The sequence below is a fragment of the Kitasatospora sp. NPDC057015 genome (assembly GCF_042673745.1).
GTDB lineage: Bacteria > Actinomycetota > Actinomycetes > Streptomycetales > Streptomycetaceae > Kitasatospora.
The window spans coordinates 227,422-243,627 of record NZ_JBHUSG010000006.1 but is presented as its reverse complement, the minus strand read 5'-3'; the positions used below and the strand labels follow the sequence as shown (position 1 = coordinate 243,627).

General features: G+C 72.4%; 14 protein-coding genes. 8 read left to right on the top strand and 6 right to left on the bottom strand.

The genetic code is table 11. The annotated features are described in order from the left end of the window. Positions 1 to 43: 43 nt before the first annotated feature. Positions 44 to 478 carry a VOC family protein gene (locus ACFTWP_RS08725; RefSeq protein WP_380263525.1) on the bottom strand — a complete coding sequence of 145 codons (435 nt, stop codon included), beginning with the start codon at positions 476 to 478 and terminating at the stop codon, positions 44 to 46. Between the two features lie 252 nt (positions 479 to 730). On the opposite strand from ACFTWP_RS08725, the gene ACFTWP_RS08720 reads away from it, so the two are divergent. Further along, the gene (locus tag ACFTWP_RS08720; protein ID WP_380263524.1) at positions 731 to 1,819 is read left to right on the top strand and encodes a vWA domain-containing protein; all 1,089 of its coding nucleotides are present in this window, start codon (positions 731 to 733) and stop codon (positions 1,817 to 1,819) included. A 182-nt stretch (positions 1,820 to 2,001) separates the two neighbouring features. Here ACFTWP_RS08720 and ACFTWP_RS08715 read toward each other — a convergent pair whose 3' ends face one another. From ACFTWP_RS08715 to ACFTWP_RS08705, 3 genes are all read right to left on the bottom strand, one after another. Next, complete coding sequence (locus ACFTWP_RS08715) at positions 2,002 to 4,734, bottom strand: PKD domain-containing protein (protein ID WP_380263523.1); 2,733 nt, start codon at positions 4,732 to 4,734, stop codon at positions 2,002 to 2,004. A gap of 181 nt (positions 4,735 to 4,915) precedes the next feature. After that, positions 4,916 to 5,581 carry a response regulator gene (locus ACFTWP_RS08710; protein WP_380263564.1) on the bottom strand — a complete coding sequence of 222 codons (666 nt, stop codon included), beginning with the start codon at positions 5,579 to 5,581 and terminating at the stop codon, positions 4,916 to 4,918. A 74-nt stretch (positions 5,582 to 5,655) separates the two neighbouring features. Then, positions 5,656 to 6,477, bottom strand: coding sequence for a sensor histidine kinase (locus ACFTWP_RS08705; protein ID WP_380263522.1), 822 nt, complete (start codon positions 6,475 to 6,477; stop codon positions 5,656 to 5,658). Between the two features lie 137 nt (positions 6,478 to 6,614). Here ACFTWP_RS08705 and ACFTWP_RS08700 point away from each other — a divergent pair, with 137 nt between their 5' ends. Further along, a complete protein-coding gene (locus ACFTWP_RS08700) occupies positions 6,615 to 7,340 on the top strand; it encodes an ABC transporter ATP-binding protein (protein ID WP_380263521.1) in 726 nt (241 codons plus the stop codon). Beyond that, on the top strand, positions 7,337 to 9,652 hold the full coding sequence (locus ACFTWP_RS08695; RefSeq protein ID WP_380263520.1) for an ABC transporter permease: 2,316 nt from the start codon (positions 7,337 to 7,339) through the stop codon (positions 9,650 to 9,652). Before ACFTWP_RS08700 ends, ACFTWP_RS08695 begins: the two co-directional genes overlap by 4 nt. Positions 9,653 to 9,781: 129 nt before the next feature. Here the strand turns inward: ACFTWP_RS08695 and ACFTWP_RS08690 are convergent, their stop codons facing one another. Beyond that, complete coding sequence (locus tag ACFTWP_RS08690; RefSeq protein WP_380263519.1) at positions 9,782 to 10,630, bottom strand: helix-turn-helix transcriptional regulator; 849 nt, start codon at positions 10,628 to 10,630, stop codon at positions 9,782 to 9,784. Between the two features lie 184 nt (positions 10,631 to 10,814). On the opposite strand from ACFTWP_RS08690, the gene ACFTWP_RS08685 reads away from it, so the two are divergent. Beyond that, positions 10,815 to 11,594, top strand: coding sequence for an NAD(P)H-dependent oxidoreductase (locus ACFTWP_RS08685; RefSeq protein ID WP_380263518.1), 780 nt, complete (start codon positions 10,815 to 10,817; stop codon positions 11,592 to 11,594). Between the two features lie 162 nt (positions 11,595 to 11,756). On the opposite strand, the gene ACFTWP_RS08680 is transcribed toward ACFTWP_RS08685, so the two are convergent. After that, complete coding sequence (locus ACFTWP_RS08680; protein WP_380263517.1) at positions 11,757 to 11,984, bottom strand: S1 RNA-binding domain-containing protein; 228 nt, start codon at positions 11,982 to 11,984, stop codon at positions 11,757 to 11,759. Between the two features lie 191 nt (positions 11,985 to 12,175). Between ACFTWP_RS08680 and ACFTWP_RS08675 the strand changes: the two genes are divergently transcribed. The 4 genes from ACFTWP_RS08675 (at position 12,176) to ACFTWP_RS08660 (ending at position 16,123) form a co-directional block, all read left to right on the top strand. Then, on the top strand, positions 12,176 to 12,748 hold the full coding sequence (locus ACFTWP_RS08675; protein WP_380263516.1) for an SMI1/KNR4 family protein: 573 nt from the start codon (positions 12,176 to 12,178) through the stop codon (positions 12,746 to 12,748). 246 nt (positions 12,749 to 12,994) lie between these two features. After that, entirely contained in the window at positions 12,995 to 13,360 is a 366-nt protein-coding gene (locus ACFTWP_RS08670) for a S24 family peptidase (RefSeq protein ID WP_380263515.1), read from the top strand. Positions 13,361 to 13,977: 617 nt separating this feature from the next. Next, positions 13,978 to 14,571: a carbonic anhydrase gene (locus tag ACFTWP_RS08665; protein ID WP_380263514.1), complete on the top strand. Its 594-nt coding sequence runs from the start codon at positions 13,978 to 13,980 to the stop codon at positions 14,569 to 14,571. Between the two features lie 43 nt (positions 14,572 to 14,614). Further along, complete coding sequence (locus ACFTWP_RS08660; protein WP_380263513.1) at positions 14,615 to 16,123, top strand: SulP family inorganic anion transporter; 1,509 nt, start codon at positions 14,615 to 14,617, stop codon at positions 16,121 to 16,123. Positions 16,124 to 16,206 lie beyond the last annotated feature (83 nt).

Genomic DNA, 16,206 nt, shown 5'->3' with positions numbered 1-16,206 from the left:
GCCGGGGGGGCGAATACCCGCCTCAATACCCCGGAGAACGGGATCAGTCGAGGCAGAACTCGTTGCCCTCGACGTCCTTCATCACGATGCACGACTCGTTCTCCTCGTCGGCGAACAGCACCCGCTCGCACACCGCGCCGAGCGCGACCAGTCGTGCGCATTCGGCCTGAAGCGTGGCCAGCCGCTCTTCACCCACGAGTCCGGTGCCGGCCCGCACGTCGAGATGCACCCGGTTCTTGGCGACCTTTCCCTCGGGAACGCGCTGGAAGTACAGTCGCGGTCCCACGCCGGTGGGATCACTGCACGAGAACCATGCGCCCCGCTCCTCGGGCGGCAGCGTGCTGTCGAAGTCGTCCCAGGTGGCAAACCCCTCCGGTGGCGGCGGAGTGACGTACCCCAACACCTCGCACCAGAAACGAGCGACGCGCACGGGTTCCGCGCAGTCGAAAGTGACCTGTACCTGCCTGATCGTTGCCATCGGGCCACCATAGCAGGGGTGATCCAATGCCCAACTGCCGGTGGGGGCAGGCTGCATGGCGGAAGGATCGTCCGGTCGGGCCGCGTCCGCAGTCGCGACAGGCCCTCGGTCGTCCCGGTGGGCTGACGGGTGGGCAGCAGCCGTCGAACCCGGGTCGGAACGCATTGTCAGTACCTCCTCGTAGTCTGGGGACAACGTTGGAGAGGGCGCCGGAAAGGCGCCGGAAAAGGCGTTGGACAAAGGGGGAGAACCATGTCCGCGAAGAGGATCAGCCACAAGGTGAACCACGTTTCGCTCGTGGTCGACAATTCCGGCTCGATGCGCAAGCACGAGGCGCAACTCGTTCGGGTGGTGGACGAGTTCGTGAAGGGGCTTCAGGAGGAATCCGACCGCCTCGGTCACGAGACCCGCATCAGCCTCTACGCATTCGACCACGAGGTGCAGAACCTCGTCTGGGACATGGACGTCAAGCACCTACCGTCCCTCAAGGGCCTCTACAGGGTCGACAACGGTGCGACGGCGCTGATCGAGGCGGCCGTGAAGTCCATCGACGACCTGAAGAACATCTGGGAGGGCTACGGGGAGCACTCCTTCCTTCAGGTCGTCGTCACCGACGGCGAGGAGAACGCCTCGGGTTGTTCGGAGACCGGCAAGATGCACATCCGCATGGGCACCGGCGGTGCCGCCGTCCTGCGCACGTGGATGGACCGCATCCAGCGCGCCATGGACGACCTCCCGGACCACTGGACCTCGGCGATCCTGGTGCCCAACTCCCTGGCCAAGCGCACCGCCCAGGAGTACGGCTTCCCCGCGGGCAACATCGCGATCTGGGACGCGGACTCCACCAAGGGCGTGGAGGAGGCGATCGGCACGGTGAAGAGTGCCGCCACGAGCTTCCTGCGGGGCCGCGAACAGGGCGTGCGCGGTACCAGGAACCTGTTCGCCATGGGTCAGGACCTGAGCACTGCCGAGGTCAAGGCCAACCTGGACGCGCTGGACACCGGGAAGTACATCCTGGTCCCGGTCGACCAGCAGATGCCGATCCGTGAGTTCGTCACCACTTCCGGGCACCCGTACAAGACCGGTTGCGCCTTCTACGAGCTGTCCAAGCGGGAGAAGATCCAGGGCAACAAGCAGCTCGCCGTGGCGGAGAAGGACCCGGCCACCGGCCGGATGACCGGCAGGGTCTTCTCGGGCCCGGCGGCTCGTCAGCTCCTCGGCCTGCCGGCGTCGGAGACCACGGTGAAGCCGGGCGACAACCCGTCGTACACGGTGTTCGTCCAGTCGACCTCCGTCAACCGGAAGTTGGTGTCGGGCACCAAACTGCTGGTGATCCTCTAGCCGGGGTCCGGGGTCCGGGGTCCGGGGTCCGGGGTCCGGGGCCTGGGCCTCCGGCGGACGGCGGGGCCGGCAGGCCGGTTGGCAGGGCCCCTCCTGAGGGTGGGTCACCTGCCAACCGGCCTGTCGGGCGTGTTCCGGACCGCCTTCGACCGCTCGCTGTCCGGGCCTGCCGGACGAGTGGCTCAGCCGGTGGTGCCGGCGGCCGTCAGCAGGTCCACCGGGGTGGTGGTGCCGACGATGCCGGGCTGGGTGATGTCGGTCCAGCCGGTCCAGTAGCCCTTGCCGTAGTCGCCGAGGGTGCTGTGGATGTGGCCGGCGGAGACGGCGAACAGGCGCATGTTGTTGCCGGTGGTGGCGGCGGTGACCTTGGTGACGGCGCCGCCGAGGCCGGTGGCGGCGGAGATGTTGCCCCAGGTGGTCCAGTAGCCGGCGGCGTAGTCGCCGGTGATCTCGTGGACGTTGCCGCCGGCGAGCGCCACGATGTGGAACTGGTTGCCGATGCCGACGCCGGTGAGCTGGGTGATCGGGGCGGGGCCGCCGCGCACGGCGGTGACGTCGCCGGCGCTCCAGGTGCCGCGGTCGTAGTTGCCGTCGGCGACGCGGATGTGTCCGTCCGGGCCCAGCGCCGCGACGTGCAGGGAGTTGCCGGTGCCGACGGCGGTGATCTGGGTGGTGCCGGCCGGGATGCCGCTGGCCGCGGTGATGTCACCCCACGGGCTCCAGGCGCTGTAGAAGCTGGTCTGGGGGTTGGAGGACTCGTAGACCCGTCCGCCGGCCAGCGCGACCACGTGCGTCTTGCCGTTGATCCGGGTGGCGGCGATCTGGGTGAGGCCCGGGAGATCGGCGGGGCCCGAGGTGACGGCGAAGTCGCGCCACATCGTCCAGGCGCCGGGAGTGGCGTACCCCATGCCGCCGGGCCGGGTGGGGCCGAGGTTGCGGTCGACGGTGTAGACCTTCCCGTTGGCCGCGGCGAAGGCCCGCAGCCAGTTGTCACCGGTGGCGGTGGCGAGGCTGGTGACCTGGTCCGCAGGCGGGAGCGACCCGCCGACGTTCACCAGTTGGCTGACCCCGGCCCACAGGCCGCGCGTGTAGTTGGCGCCGGTGCTGAACAGCCCGTCCGTGTTCCGGCCGAGGAGCTGCACGCGCTCGCCGGGGAGGACCACCTGGTGCTCGGTGTCGAAGGTCACCTGGACCTGTTTGGTGACGGTGAGGCTGTGGCCGGCCTCGTCGGTCACGGCCAGCCGCACGGTGTAGGTGCCGGGGAGGCTGTACTGGTGGTAGAGCTTCCCGTCCCCCCACTGGCCGTTGATGAACCCGTCTCCGTCGCCGAAGTCCTCCTGCTGGGCCGCGAGCGCCCACGGCGAGCTGACGGTCGGGGTGACGACGACCTGGCCGCCGCCGTTCTCCGTGGTGGTGAAGTCCGCGGCGAGCTGGCCCGGCGGGGTGACGCCGGCCCGGCGCGTGGTGCTGATCGTCCTTGCGCCGTTCGCGTCGGTGACGGTCACGGCCGCCTGGTAGGAGCCGGTGGTCCGGTAGGTGTGGGTCGCCTCGGGGGAGGTGGTGACCACCGGGTCGCTGCCGTCGCCGAAGTCGAAGGAGTAGCCGGTGAGCGGCGTCTGCCAGTCCTGCATCGCGGTGGCCGTGGCTCTCACGGTCAGCGGTGCCGGGCCGACCGGGGAGGGCGTGGTGGCGCCGGTGAGCGACAGGACGGCGTAGTGCAGGCCGGTGCGCTCGTAGGCGCCGCGGTCCCGGACCCCGCCGGCGGGCGCGGTGTTGGCGACGTTCGGGTGATCGACGGGGGCCGATCCGACGAGGTCGGTGCCCACGCCGGGCGCGGTGGGGTCGGCCGAGTCGATCGCCGCGACGTCGCTGTCCGCCAGCCGGTCGAACGGCCAGTTCGTGTTCTGGTCCAGGTCGACGTTCAGGTCGGCGTCGTGCCCGCCCTGCCCGGTCGCGGCCTTGAAGGCGGCGGCGGTCGGGTAGGCGGTGCCGGCCCAGCGGTAGCCCGCCGCGTCCGGCCACGGGTGGACGGTGTTGTAGTCCACGGTGGTGCCGGTGGTGGAGCCGGCCGAGACCGAGATCTCCGCCTCGCCCCGGCGCTCGGCCGTGCAGTGGGCGGGGTCGTACTGGGTCCGGGCCGGGTTGTCGGCCGTGATCACGTTGTTCTTGACCACCGCGCCCGGTGAGGCGCCGTCGATCAGCACGCTCTCCTGGCAGGAGTAGGCGATGGTGTTGTTGGTCAGGGTGAGTCCAGGGCTGTCCTTGGCCGTCACCGCCGAAGTGGGGGTGCGGTTGAAGTCGTTGGTGGTGACCAGGTTGTCGTGGGTGCCCGCGTCGAGCGCTACGCCGATCCCGTAGTTGAGCAGGTTCCGGCTGACGGTGACGTGGTCGCTGGTGCCGGTGATCCGGATGTCGGCGGTGCCGCGAGAGCTGCTGAACTGGTTCTGGTCGACGGTGATCCGGGACGAGTCCTTGATGATGAACGCGTTCTTCCTGCCGACGTGGTGGAAGCCCCGGATCACCACGTCGTGGACGCCGGACAGCACGAAGCTGCCGGCCGTTGCGTCGCTGGACTGCAGCGTCGGCTGGAAGTGCTCGCTGTCCAGCAGGGGCGCGCCGAGGAAGGTGATGGGCTGTTCCGGGGTGCCGGAACGGGTCAGCCGGATCTCGTCGTTGTTGTAGGTCCTACCGTCGAGGACCTTGACCGTCTGGCCCGGCTGGACGACCGCGGCCGCGGCCGAGATCGTGCAGTAGGGCTCGGCGACGGTGCCGGTGCCGGAGTCGGAACAGTGCGAGTCGTCCGCGTTGTTGACGAGGAGAACGGTGGCGGCCGGGGCCGCGAGTGCCGGGGCCGGTAGCCCGAGGACGGCGGTGGCCGCCGTCACGGTCAGGCCGACGAGTAGTCGCAGACGCACGATGTGAAGCTCCCCCTGGGAGAAACAGTGAAGATCAGCGTGTCAGCTTCTCATCACACCGAGTACGTAGTCGAGTTGGTCGTGCCGAGCTGCCCGGGGTGCCGACGCAGCCTCGAACGGGCGCCTCCGAGCAGAGCGGTACGAGGCGCGGGGCGGGCGAGCGCGGGTCGGTCCCGCCCGTTCACCCACCCCCCGGCGCGACGAGCCCGGTCTCGTAGGCCAGGACCACCGCCTGCGCCCGGTCGCGGAGGTTCAACTTGGCGAAGATCCGGGCCACATGGGTCTTCACCGTCGACTCGCTCAGCGTCAGCTCGGCCGCCAGCTCGGTGTTGGACAGCCCGCGTCCGAGCAGCGCGAGCACCTCCGCCTCGCGCGGCGTCAGCGGGGTCAGGTCGCGGTGGAGGGCCGGGGTGTCGGCGTCGGCGGACGGCCGCGGGGCGCCGGCCGCGAACCGCTCGACCAGGCGGCGCGTGATCGACGGTGCGAGCAGTGCGTCCCCGGTGTCCACCAGCCGTACGGCGGCGGCGAGATGGGCGGACGTGACGTCCTTGAGCAGGAAGCCGCTCGCGCCGGCGGCGAGGGCCGCGTACACGTAGTGGTCCAGATCGAAGGTGGTCAGCATGATCACCCGGCACGGCGGGACCCGGTCGAGGATCCGGCGGGCGGCCTCCAGACCGTCCATGGTGGGCATCCGGATGTCCAGCAGTGCGACGTCGGGCCGGTGCGCGACCGCCGCCGCGACGGCCTCGGCGCCGTCGGCGGCCTCGGCGACGACGTCGATGCCGCGCGCGGTGAGGATCATCCGGAAGCCGGTGCGCACCAGCTCCTGGTCGTCGGCGATCACCACCCTGGGGCGGCGCCCCGCCTCCCCGTGCTCCGTGTGCTCGCCGTGCCCCGGGTCGGCCGCGCGAGCCGCCCCCGTCACGGTCGGTCCAACGGGATGCGCGCGCGGACCCGGAAGCCGCCGCCGAGCCTGCGCCGGGCGTCGAGGTCGCCGCCGTACACCGCGACCCGCTCGCGCAGGCCGACCAGCCCGCGCCCCGCCCCGTCGGCCGGCCGCCGTTCGGCCGACGGGGCGCCGGCGAGCACGCTCGGCCCGCTGTTCAGCACCTCCACCCGCAGGTAGTGGTCCGCGTACCGCACCGTCACCTCCGCCTTCACCCCGTCCCCGTGCTTGAGCGCGTTGGTCAGCGCCTCCTGGACGATCCGGTACGCCGTCACGTCGATGCCGCCGGGCAGCGGCCTCGGCTCGCCGGAGATCCGCACCTCCACCGGCAGGCCGGCGAAGGCGAACCGGTCGATCAGCGGGCTGAGCCGGGCCAGCGTCGGCTGCGGAGCGAACCCGGCCCCGGCCGGGTCGTCGCGCCCGTCCTGCGCGGGGGCCAGCAGGCCCAGCAGGTGCCGCAGTTCGGTCATCGTGCTCCGGCCCGCGGCCTCGACGGCGGCCATCGCGGCGGACGCCTCCTCCGGCATGCTGGTGAGCACCTCGCGGGCCGCCGAGGACTGCACCACCATCAGGCTCACGTTGTGGCTGACGATGTCGTGCAGCTCGGCCGCGATCCTGGCCCGCTCGGCGTCGACGGCCGTGCGTGCCGCGCTCTCCCGCTCCCGCTCCAGCAGCCAGCCGCGCTCGCCGACGGCCGCCCGGTGCGCCCGTCGCGCCCGGGCCCGCGCGACCCCCAGCCAGCCGGCCGCGGCCGTCGCCACCAGGGCGGTGACCCAGCCCGTCTCAGTTCCCCACACCCCGTCAGCTTCGCAGCCCGGGAGCTGATCCACATCATCCGGGGGTGCTGCCCGGGTACATCCCCGGTACTACGGCCCCGGAGGTTTACATCCGGGGTGGGATGACCGGCCGGGGCGCTGCTCCTACCGTCGGTGCCATGAGCAATGATCACGACGGGACCACCCGGCAGGACGGCGCGCAGGTCGTCGTCGAGTTGTCCGGGGTGCACAGGGAATTCGGGGACGCCAAGGCCCTGGACGGAGTCGACCTGCGGATCCGGGCGGGCGAGGCGGTCGCCGTGATGGGCCCCTCGGGCTGCGGCAAGTCGACCCTGCTGAACATGGTGGCCGGGTTGGACCGGCCGACCTCCGGCACCGTCCGGGTCCAGGGGCAGGACCTCGGGCGACTGAACGAGACCGGGCTGGCGCTGTTCCGGCGCCGCCACATCGGCATGATCTTCCAGTTCTTCAACCTGATCGACGACCTCCCGGCCCTCGACAACGTCGCGCTGGCCGCCCAGCTGACCGGCACCACGGCCCGCCAGGCGCGCCGTCGGGCACTCGAACTGCTGGACGAACTCGGCGTCGCGCACCGCAAGGACCTCTACCCGGCCACCCTCAGCGGCGGCGAGCGCCAGCGGGTCGCGGTGGCCCGCGCCCTGATGAACCGCCCGGCGCTGCTGCTCGCCGACGAGCCCACCGGCGCGCTGGACAGCCGCTCGGGCGAACAGGTGATGGACCTGCTGATCGACCTCAACCAGATCGGGCAGACCCTGCTGATCGTCACCCACGACCCCGACCTGGCCACCCGCTGCGCCAGCCGGCTGGTCGAGATGGCGGACGGCAGGGTGGCGCGCGAGCGGATGCTGGAGGCGCAGTCGTGAACGGCGGAGCGGTGTGGCGGGCCTCGCGCGCGGCGGTGAAGCGCCGCCGGGTGCAGACCGTCGTGATCGGCCTGGTGGTGTTCTGCTCCACCACGACCGTGCTGCTCGCCCTGGCGGTGATCAGCGCCGCCCGGGCCCCCTTCGACGACGCCTTCGGCAGCCAGCGCGGCGCACACGTGGTGGCCGCCTTCGACCCGGCCAGGGCCTCGCCGGAGCAGTTGGCCGCCACCGCCCACCGGCCGGGCGTCGAGGCGGCGGCCGGACCGTTCGACCAGGCCGTGGTGGAGATCCCCACCCCGTTCGCCGGGCGCCCGCCGGGCCCGCTGACCCTGGTCGGCCGGGCCGACCCGGCCGGTCCGGTGGACCGGGTGGAGCTGCTGGCCGGCCGCTGGGCGACCGCGCCCGGCGAGGTGGTCGTCCAGCAGCCGTTCCGGGGCTGGGACGATGCGCTCCTCGACAAGCCGGTCACCACCGGCGGCGGGCTGCGGCTCACCGTCGTCGGCTTCGCCTCCAGCATGAGCCAGTCCGCCGGCGGCTGGGTCACCCCCGAGCAGGCCGCGGCCCTGAACCCCACGGGCCGTCAGATGCTCTACCGCTTCTCCGACGCCGCCACCGAGCAGGAGCTCACCGCCGCCCTCGGCACGGCCACCGAGGGCATGCCCGAGGACGCGCTCGCCAGTGCGCAGTCGTACCTGGTGCTCAAGCACGCCTTCTCCGCCGGCGCCGACGCCTACCTGCCCCTGATGACGGTCTTCGGCGTGCTCGGCCTGGTCGTCGCCGTGCTGATCGTCGGCAACGTGGTGAGCGGCGCGGTGGTCTCCGGCTACCGGCACATCGGCGTGCTGAAGTCGATCGGCTTCACCCCGCGCCAGGTGGTGGTGGTCTACCTGACCATGGTCTCGGTGCCCGCGGTCGCCGGTACCGCCCTCGGGACGGCGGCCGGCTGGGCGGCGTCCCAGCCGCTGTTGCAGACCGCCTTCAGCGGGATCGTGACCGGCACCGCCGTGATCGAGCCGGCCGGCTGGCTGCCCGCCGCCACCCTGCTCGGCGTGCCGCTGCTGGTCGCCGTCGCCGCCCTCGTCCCGGCCTCGCGCGCCCACCGCCTCTCCGCGGCCCAGGCGATCTCGGCCGGCAGCGCGCCGCGCACCGGCCGCGGGCTGAAGGTCCAGCGCCGGCTCAGCGGCACCCGGCTGCCGCGCGCCGTCAGCCTCGGCCTCGGCCAGCCCTTCGCCCGCCCGGCCCGCACCGCGCTGACGATGGCGGCGATCATGCTGGGCGTCGTCACGGTGACGGTGACGACCGGGGTGAGCAGCACCCTGGACAAGGCCATGACGCACGCCGACGACCGCCACACCCACGTCGACGTGCAGATGGCCGAGTTCACGGGCGGCGCCACCGCGCGCCGGTTGACCCCGGCCCAGACCGAGGCGATGCTGCGCGCCACCCCCGGCGCCGAGCGGGTCTCCAGTCGCGGACTGGTCCGGATCGCCCTGGTCGGCCACACCCAGTGGGCGTTCGTCAACTTCTACGGGGGCGACGACATCGACGCGCCCGGCCGCCTCCAGGTGGTGAAGGGCCGCGCCGCGACCGGGCCCGGCGAGGTGGAGGCCGGGCCGGCGTTCCTCGACCAGCACGGGCTGGAGCTCGGTGACCGGTTCACGTTGGCCCTGGAGGGCCGCCGGGTGACGGTCACGATCGTCGGCGAGGAGCTCCAGGGCAACGCCCGGGCGTTCACGTCCAACGACGCCACCAGAGCGCTGGTCACCGCGGACCCGCACGTGGCCGAGTACGACGTGCAACTCGCCGCGGGCGCCGATCCGAAGGCGTACCTGAAGGCCGTGACGGACGCCGACCCGAGCCTCTCGGCCTCCGTGGTCATGGCCGGCACGGACGGCGGGATCGTCGCCATCAAGTCCTTCACCACGATCTTCACCGTCCTGCTGTCGGTGGTCGCGGCGCTCGGCGTCTTCAACACGCTGCTGCTCACCATCCGCGAACGCCGCCGCGACCTGGGCATGTTGAAGTCGATCGGGATGACGCCGAGGCAGGTCGTCACGATGGTGGTGACCTCGGTGGCCTGGCAGGGCGCGGTCAGTGGGCTCATCGGCATCCCGGTCGGGATCGGGGTGCACCGGCTGATCGTCCAACACGTGCGGATCATGGACTTCCCGGAGGGGATGATCAACGTCTGGGGTGCCCCGCTGCTGACCGGCCTGGCGCTGGCCGGCGTGGTGATCGCCGTCCTCGGCGCCCTCGTCCCGGCCCGGTCGGCGGCCCGGCTGCCGATCGCCGAGGTGCTGCACAACGAGTGACGCGACCGCGGACACCTTCACGCCGCCCCCGTCCGGCCCCGCGCGGTGCACCGGGCGGGGGCGGCCCGGCCCCGGAGCGGGCCGGCGGCGGGACGGTCGTCGCTGTCGGGACTCCCCGGGGGCGGGGAGTCATGTCCGGGCCTGGGCGTTCACGGCGGGGCGCGCGTCACCGCCGTCCGCGCTCAGGCCCGCGAGCAGGCGCAGGCCGTCCTCGGAGGGGCTGCCGGGGGCCGCGGAGAGCACCAGCAGCTCCATGCCCGAGTCGTCCGGCAGCGCGAAGTTCTCGTGGTGCAGCTCCAGCAGTCCGACCAGCGGATGCCGGTACACCTTGGGCCCGTGGGTGCGGGCGCGCACGTCCGCACGGGCCCAGAGCCGGCGGAAGCGCTCGCTGCCCATCGCCAACTCGCCGATGAGCGAGGTCAGACGAGGGTCCTCGGGGTACTTGCCGGCGGCGAGGCGCAGGTGCCCGACCACGTCGAGGGTGCAGTTCTCCCAGCCCGCGTAGAGGCCGCGCTCGGCCTCCTCCAGGAAGATGTGACGGGCCGTGTTCAGGCCCGGTATCGGCCGGCCGTAGAGGAGCTCGGCGAGGCGGTTCCCGGCGAGCACGTCCAGGTGGTGATCCATGATCAGCGCCGGTGCGTGCGGCACCAGGCCGAGCACGCGCAGCAGTTCCGGCCGTACCCGCCCGCCCGGTGCCTTCGCGCGGCGACGGCGCTGCCGCGCGAGCCGGTGGAGGTGCCCGCGCTCGGTCTCGTCGAGGCCGAGGACGCGGGCGAGCGCGTCGAGGACCTGCTCGGACGGCTGGGTCGCGCGGCCCTGCTCCAGCCGAACGTAGTAGTCGACGCTGACTCCGGACAGGTGCGCGACCTCCTCGCGGCGCAGCCCCTCGACCCGTCGCCGGCTGTCGGTGGGGATGCCGACGGCGGCCGGGTCGACCCGGGAGCGCCGGGTCCGCAGGAAGCCCGCGAGATCGTCCATGGCTCCAGTATCGGCCACGGCGCTGCCCGTGAGGGTGGCCCTGCGGATACCAGGAAGTCCCGTCCGACGGAACGGGCGCCCCTGAACGACGGGTGCGGCGGCGCCCAGACTCGAAGGCACGCCCCGATCCGAGGGCCCCGCCCGATTCGGGGGCATCGGCCGCTTAACACCTTACGGAGTTCCCATGAAGACGCTCATCGTCTACGCCCACCCGGAGCCGAAGTCGCTCAACGCCTCGCTGAAGGACCTCGCGATCTCCACGTTGGAGGGCGCCGGGCACGAGGTGCGGGTGAGCGACCTGTACGCGATGGACTGGAAGGCCGTCGTGGACGCCGCGGACTTCGGCCCCGACGCGTCGAGTCCGCTGAAGGTCGCCCTGGACTCCGGCCGGGCCTTCGACGCCGGTACGCTCACCCCGGACGTCCTCGCCGAGCAGGAGAAGCTGCTCTGGGCCGACACGGTCATCCTCCAGTTCCCGTTGTGGTGGTACTCCATGCCCGCGATCCTCAAGGGCTGGGTGGACCGGGTGTTCACCTACCACTTCGCGTACGGCGTCGGCGAGCACAGTGCCACCAAGTACGGTGAGCGCTTCGGCGAGGGCACCCTCGCGGGCAGGAGGGCCCTGCTGTCGGTGACCGCCGGCGGCCCGGAGTCGCACTACGCCGCCCGCGGGATCAACGGCCCCATCGACGACCTGCTGTTCCCGATCCACCACGGCATCCTCTACTACCCGGGCATCGAGGCGCTGCCGCCGTTCGTGCTGTACGGCAGCGACCGGATGACCGACGAGGACTACCCGGACGTCGCCAAGGCCTGGGTGGAGCGCCTGCTCACCCTGGAGTCGACCGAGCCGATCGCGTTCCGGCGGCAGAACTTCGGCGACTACGAGATCCCCTCGCTGCACCTGAAGGAGGGACTGGAGACCGCGGGCCGTACGGGTTTCGGGCTGCACGTGCGCGGCTGACCGCCGGTCGGCTCGGGGTGGCATGTCGCCCCGGTCGGCAGGCCGCCCCGCTGCCGGAGGTGGCGCCGACCGATCCCGCCCACCCCCTGCACGGGTACGCCACCCTCCAGCGGATCCGTACAGGCCTGCTGTCCGTTCCTCCGCCTGTTCCTACGCCTCTTCCTACGCTTCTTCCCGCGCCTGCGACAAGGCAATGCGACGCCGTGCGAGATCGACATCGGTGATCTTCACGGTGAGCATGTCGCCGACCTCGACGCATCCGGGCGACTCGTCGAGGTCACCGGTGTGCACCAGCCCCTGCAAGCCGTCCTCCCGGTCTTCGACGCGTACGAAGACGCCGTTGCCGCGGAGCATGTTCCGGACGAGTTCCAGGCCTACGGTGATCGGCACCTGTGCGCCGTCGTGGAACCCGGCCACGCCGTCCGGGAGCAGGTCGGCCAGGCCGCGGCCGTCGACCGGTGGTTCCGGGCCGACGCGGGCGGCGCCGGCGATGTGCGGCTCGCGGTTCCCGGCCGAGTCGGCAGATTCGAAGGGCCGGGGCCCGTGGCAGTGGCGAGGTGCCGCTCTGGCACGCTGACCGCATGGACGATCTCGTGGGAACTCAGGCACCGGCCCGCCGTTTGACCGATCCCGACGAGGCGATCGCAGCGTTGGAGCTTGCGTTGCCGGGCCTGGCGGCCCTGCGGCTCCCGTGCCGCAGGGCCATCAACTGGTCTGTACTGGAGGCCGAGTTGGGGGCGGTCCTGCCGGCCGACTACAAGCTCTTCTGTGAGAGCTATCCGTCCCTCGTGATCGGCGACTTCCTGGGTGTCGGCGGTCCGGTACCCGGCTTCGAGGTCCGTTGGGTGCACGGCGCGCGGGAGAGCCTGGAGATCGTCGCGGAGTGGTGCGAGGAGGCCGACCTGGCCGTTCCGCTCCATCCGTATCCGACCCCGGGCGGCCTGCTTCCCTGGGCCGGTTCGACGCAGGGGGACCTCTTCCTCTGGAGCACCGGCCCGGCCGGCCCGCAGGAGTGGACCGTGACCGTCGCCTCGCGGAGTTCCGCCTGGTGGCACTACACGGGAGGGGCGGTTCAGTTCCTGGCCGACCTGGTCGGTGGCGTACTGGAGCCGTGGGCGTTGCCCCAGGTCCGTGCCGAGGTGATTGCCCGGTGAGGACGGGGCAGGCAGGCGGCGGACGCCGGGGCCGGCAGGGAGGGCGCCGTGCTGGTGGGTGCGGATCTTCGGTCGGAGGTGGGAAGCCGGTCGGGGCTGGTGGCTGACCTGCGCGAACGCGCTGCTCGGCGGCGGGCGGACTGCTTCCCTCGGTGTTCCCCCCGGGGGCTGGGGCCATGCCGAGCTGTCGCCGGCCGCCGAGAAAACTCTGCCTTGCGGCGAGCCCTGATCGGGCACCATCAGCGGATGGGCATGTTGGATGCGGTTGCAGGCAGAGTCTCGGGTGGGGCGACCGTGGTGTTCCGGCCGAGTGGGGCGTCGATGGTTCCCTTGATACGTAGCCGGCAGCAGGTGGTCGTCGCTCCGGTCGACCCGTCGAAGGTGGAAGTCGGCGACATCGTTCTCGCGCGGGTCACCGGGACGGTGTACCTGCACCTGGTGTCAGCGGTGGACCAGGCCCGTGGACGGGTGCAGATCAGCAACAACCGCGGCCGCGTCAACGGCTGGACCGGTCATGACCGTGTCTTCGGTATCTGTCTGGCGGTCGAGGGTGTCGCCCGGACCGGTGCGGAGGGCAAGACTCTCGGGGGCTCCTCGTCGGCCGCTCGCTGACCGAAGTCCACTGTAGCGGGATCGAATGAGCTGGTAGCCCTGTACTCGGTTGACGGCAGCAGGCGTTGGAGCATCCCGATCAGCCGCGGGACGATCAGCTCCGGTCCCGGTCGGGAGAGCGACGCCCTCTCCACGTCGCACGGGGTGACAACGGCATCCGGGTTGCCCCGGGTCTTCGCCGTGCCACCCGTGGCTCCGGGCAGGGCGGTTGACGCCGCGCGGAGCGCCGTCGCGTAGCAGGCGGGTCGGGTGCACGACCTCGAACTCCGCGCGCTCCCGACCACGCGGGCGCCTCCCGGCCGGGGCCGTGCGCGCGTCGAACCGGAACAGCTGCTTCCGTCGGAATGACAGCACGGCACGGTAACAAGATGTTAACCGGACCAGCACGGGTTCCTCGCGGGCACGGGTTTTGCCATCCGCATACCCGTGCTTTACTGGCGCTTGACGCAGCATCAGGTCACCAGGGGGTTACCGACGGTCAGCGGCGCGCGGGTCAGCCGTGCCCGGTGGCGGTTGCGGTCCTCGGGGGCCCAAGGCCTGTGCTGACGGGTACCCAGCCCGATCCGACCGCCCGCCCCCGCCGTCCACGGCGAGGGGGCAGAAGGAGGCACCCCCTCATGGAACCGCTGATCGACCGCGCCCGCGCCTTCCCGCAGCGCGCCGGCCGCGATCTCGACGGACTCGCCACCGGCCAGTCGCCGCAAGCGCTCTTCATCACCTGCTCGGACTCCCGGGTGGTGCCCACCCTGATCACCGGAGCCGACCCGGGCGACCTCTTCGAACTCCGGACCGCGGGCAACATCGTCCCGCCGTACCGCGCGGACGCCGCCGCCGGTGAGACCGCCACCATCGAGTACGCCGTGGAAGTCCTCGGAGTGCGCGACGTCGTGGTGTGCGGCCACTCGCACTGCGGGGCGGTCGGCGCGGTGGTGCGCGGCGACGACCTCAGCGTGACACCCGCCGTCCGCTCCTGGCTGCGCAACGCGGACCCGAGCGTTCTGCGGGCCGACGGGACGGACGTCTTCGACCCGACCGTGGCCGGGCCGGTGCAGCGGCACGTCCTCGCCCAGCTGGAGCAGCTGCGCGGCTACCCGGGCATCGCCCGGAGGCTGCTCGACGGCCGGGTACGGCTGCACGGCTGGTTCTACGAGGTCCACACCGGGCTGGTGCTCGCGCACCGGGCCGACTCCGGACTCTTCCTTCCGCTGTGACCGGGCGCCTGCCCTGCGTCCCCTCCATCGATCCGAGGACATGATGACCCGTCGTCCCGCCCTTCGGCCCGCCGCCGACCGCTCGCCCGGCCAGCTCCGGCTGGCCGACCTGCGAGCCGACCTGCCGGCCTCCCTCGTCGTCTTCCTGGTCGCGCTGCCGCTCTGCGTCGGCGTGGCCGTCGCCTCCGGCGTGCCGGCCGAACTCGGCCTGATCACCGGCATCGTCGGCGGGCTGCTCACCGGTCTGCTGCCGGGCAGCAGCCTCCAGGTGTCCGGGCCCGCCGCCGGGCTCACCGTCCTGGTGTTCGCCGCCGTCCAGGAGCACGGGCTCGCCACCCTCGGCGTGATCACCGCCGCCGCCGGGCTGCTCCAGCTCGCGATGGGCGCCCTGCGCCTGGGGCGGCTGTTCCGCGCCATCTCGGTCTCGGTGGTCCAGGGCATGCTGGCGGGGATCGGCCTGGTGCTGATCTCCGGTCAGCTCTACGCCCTGGCCGACGCCAAGGCGCCGGCCGGCGGACTCGGCAAGCTCGCCGGCTTACCCGCTCTCCTCGCCGACACCGCGGCCTCGCCGGGGGCGCTCACCGCCGCCGCGGTCGGCCTCGGCACGGTGGCCGTCCTGGTGCTCTGGCCCAGACTCCCCGCCCGGGTCAGGATCGTGCCGGCGCCGCTGGTCGCCGTCGCCGCGGCCACCGCCGCCACCGCCCTGTTCGACCTCTCCGTCGGCAAGGTCGAGGTCGCCGGCCTGGCCGGGGTGATCGACGTCCCAGGCGGCTCGGACCTGGCGGCGCTCGGCGACGTCGCCGTCCTCGGCACGGTGCTCGCGTTCGCCCTGATCGCCTCCGCCGAGAGCCTGTTCAGCGCCGCGGCGGTGGACCGCCTGCACGACGGCGCGCGCACCCAGTACAACCGGGAGCTGATCGCCCAGGGTGTCGGCAACACCGTCTGCGGTGCGCTCGGCGCCCTCCCGATGACCGCCGTCATCGTGCGCAGCGCCGCCAACGTCCAGGCCGGGGCGCGGACGAAGGCCTCCCGCGTCCTGCACGGCGTCTGGCTGCTGCTGTTCGCCGCACTGTTCCCCGCCGCCCTCTCGGTCATTCCGCTCGCCGCGCTGGCCGGCGTCCTGGTGCACGCCGGGGCCAAACTGGTGCCGGCCAGGGCGCTCGTCCCGCTGTGGCGGGCCCACCGCGGGGAGGCGGTGATCCTGGTGGCCACGGCGCTCGCGGTCGTCGTGACCAACCTCTTCGAGGGGGTGCTGCTCGGCCTGCTGCTCTCCGTGCTGAAGAGCGCCTGGGACACCTCGCAGCTGCACGTGGACGTCGACCGGCGCGGCGACGGTCCGGTCCGGGTGACGCTCGCCGGCAACGCCACCTTCCTGCGCCTGCCCCGGCTGCTGGACACGCTGGAGCAACTGCCGACCGGGCGGATCGTCCACCTGGACCTGAGCGGTCTGCGGCACCTCGACCATGCCTGCCGGAGCGCGCTGGAGACCTGGGAGGAACGCCACAACCGGGTGGGCGAGTCGGTCGTCGTCCGCGTCACGGCCGGCGTCTGAGCGCGGGTGCCCCCGGCCTGTCGGCGGCCGGGTCCGGCCCGGGCCGGGAGGCCGCTGCGCCCCTGGAATTCGCCGGGAAGGGC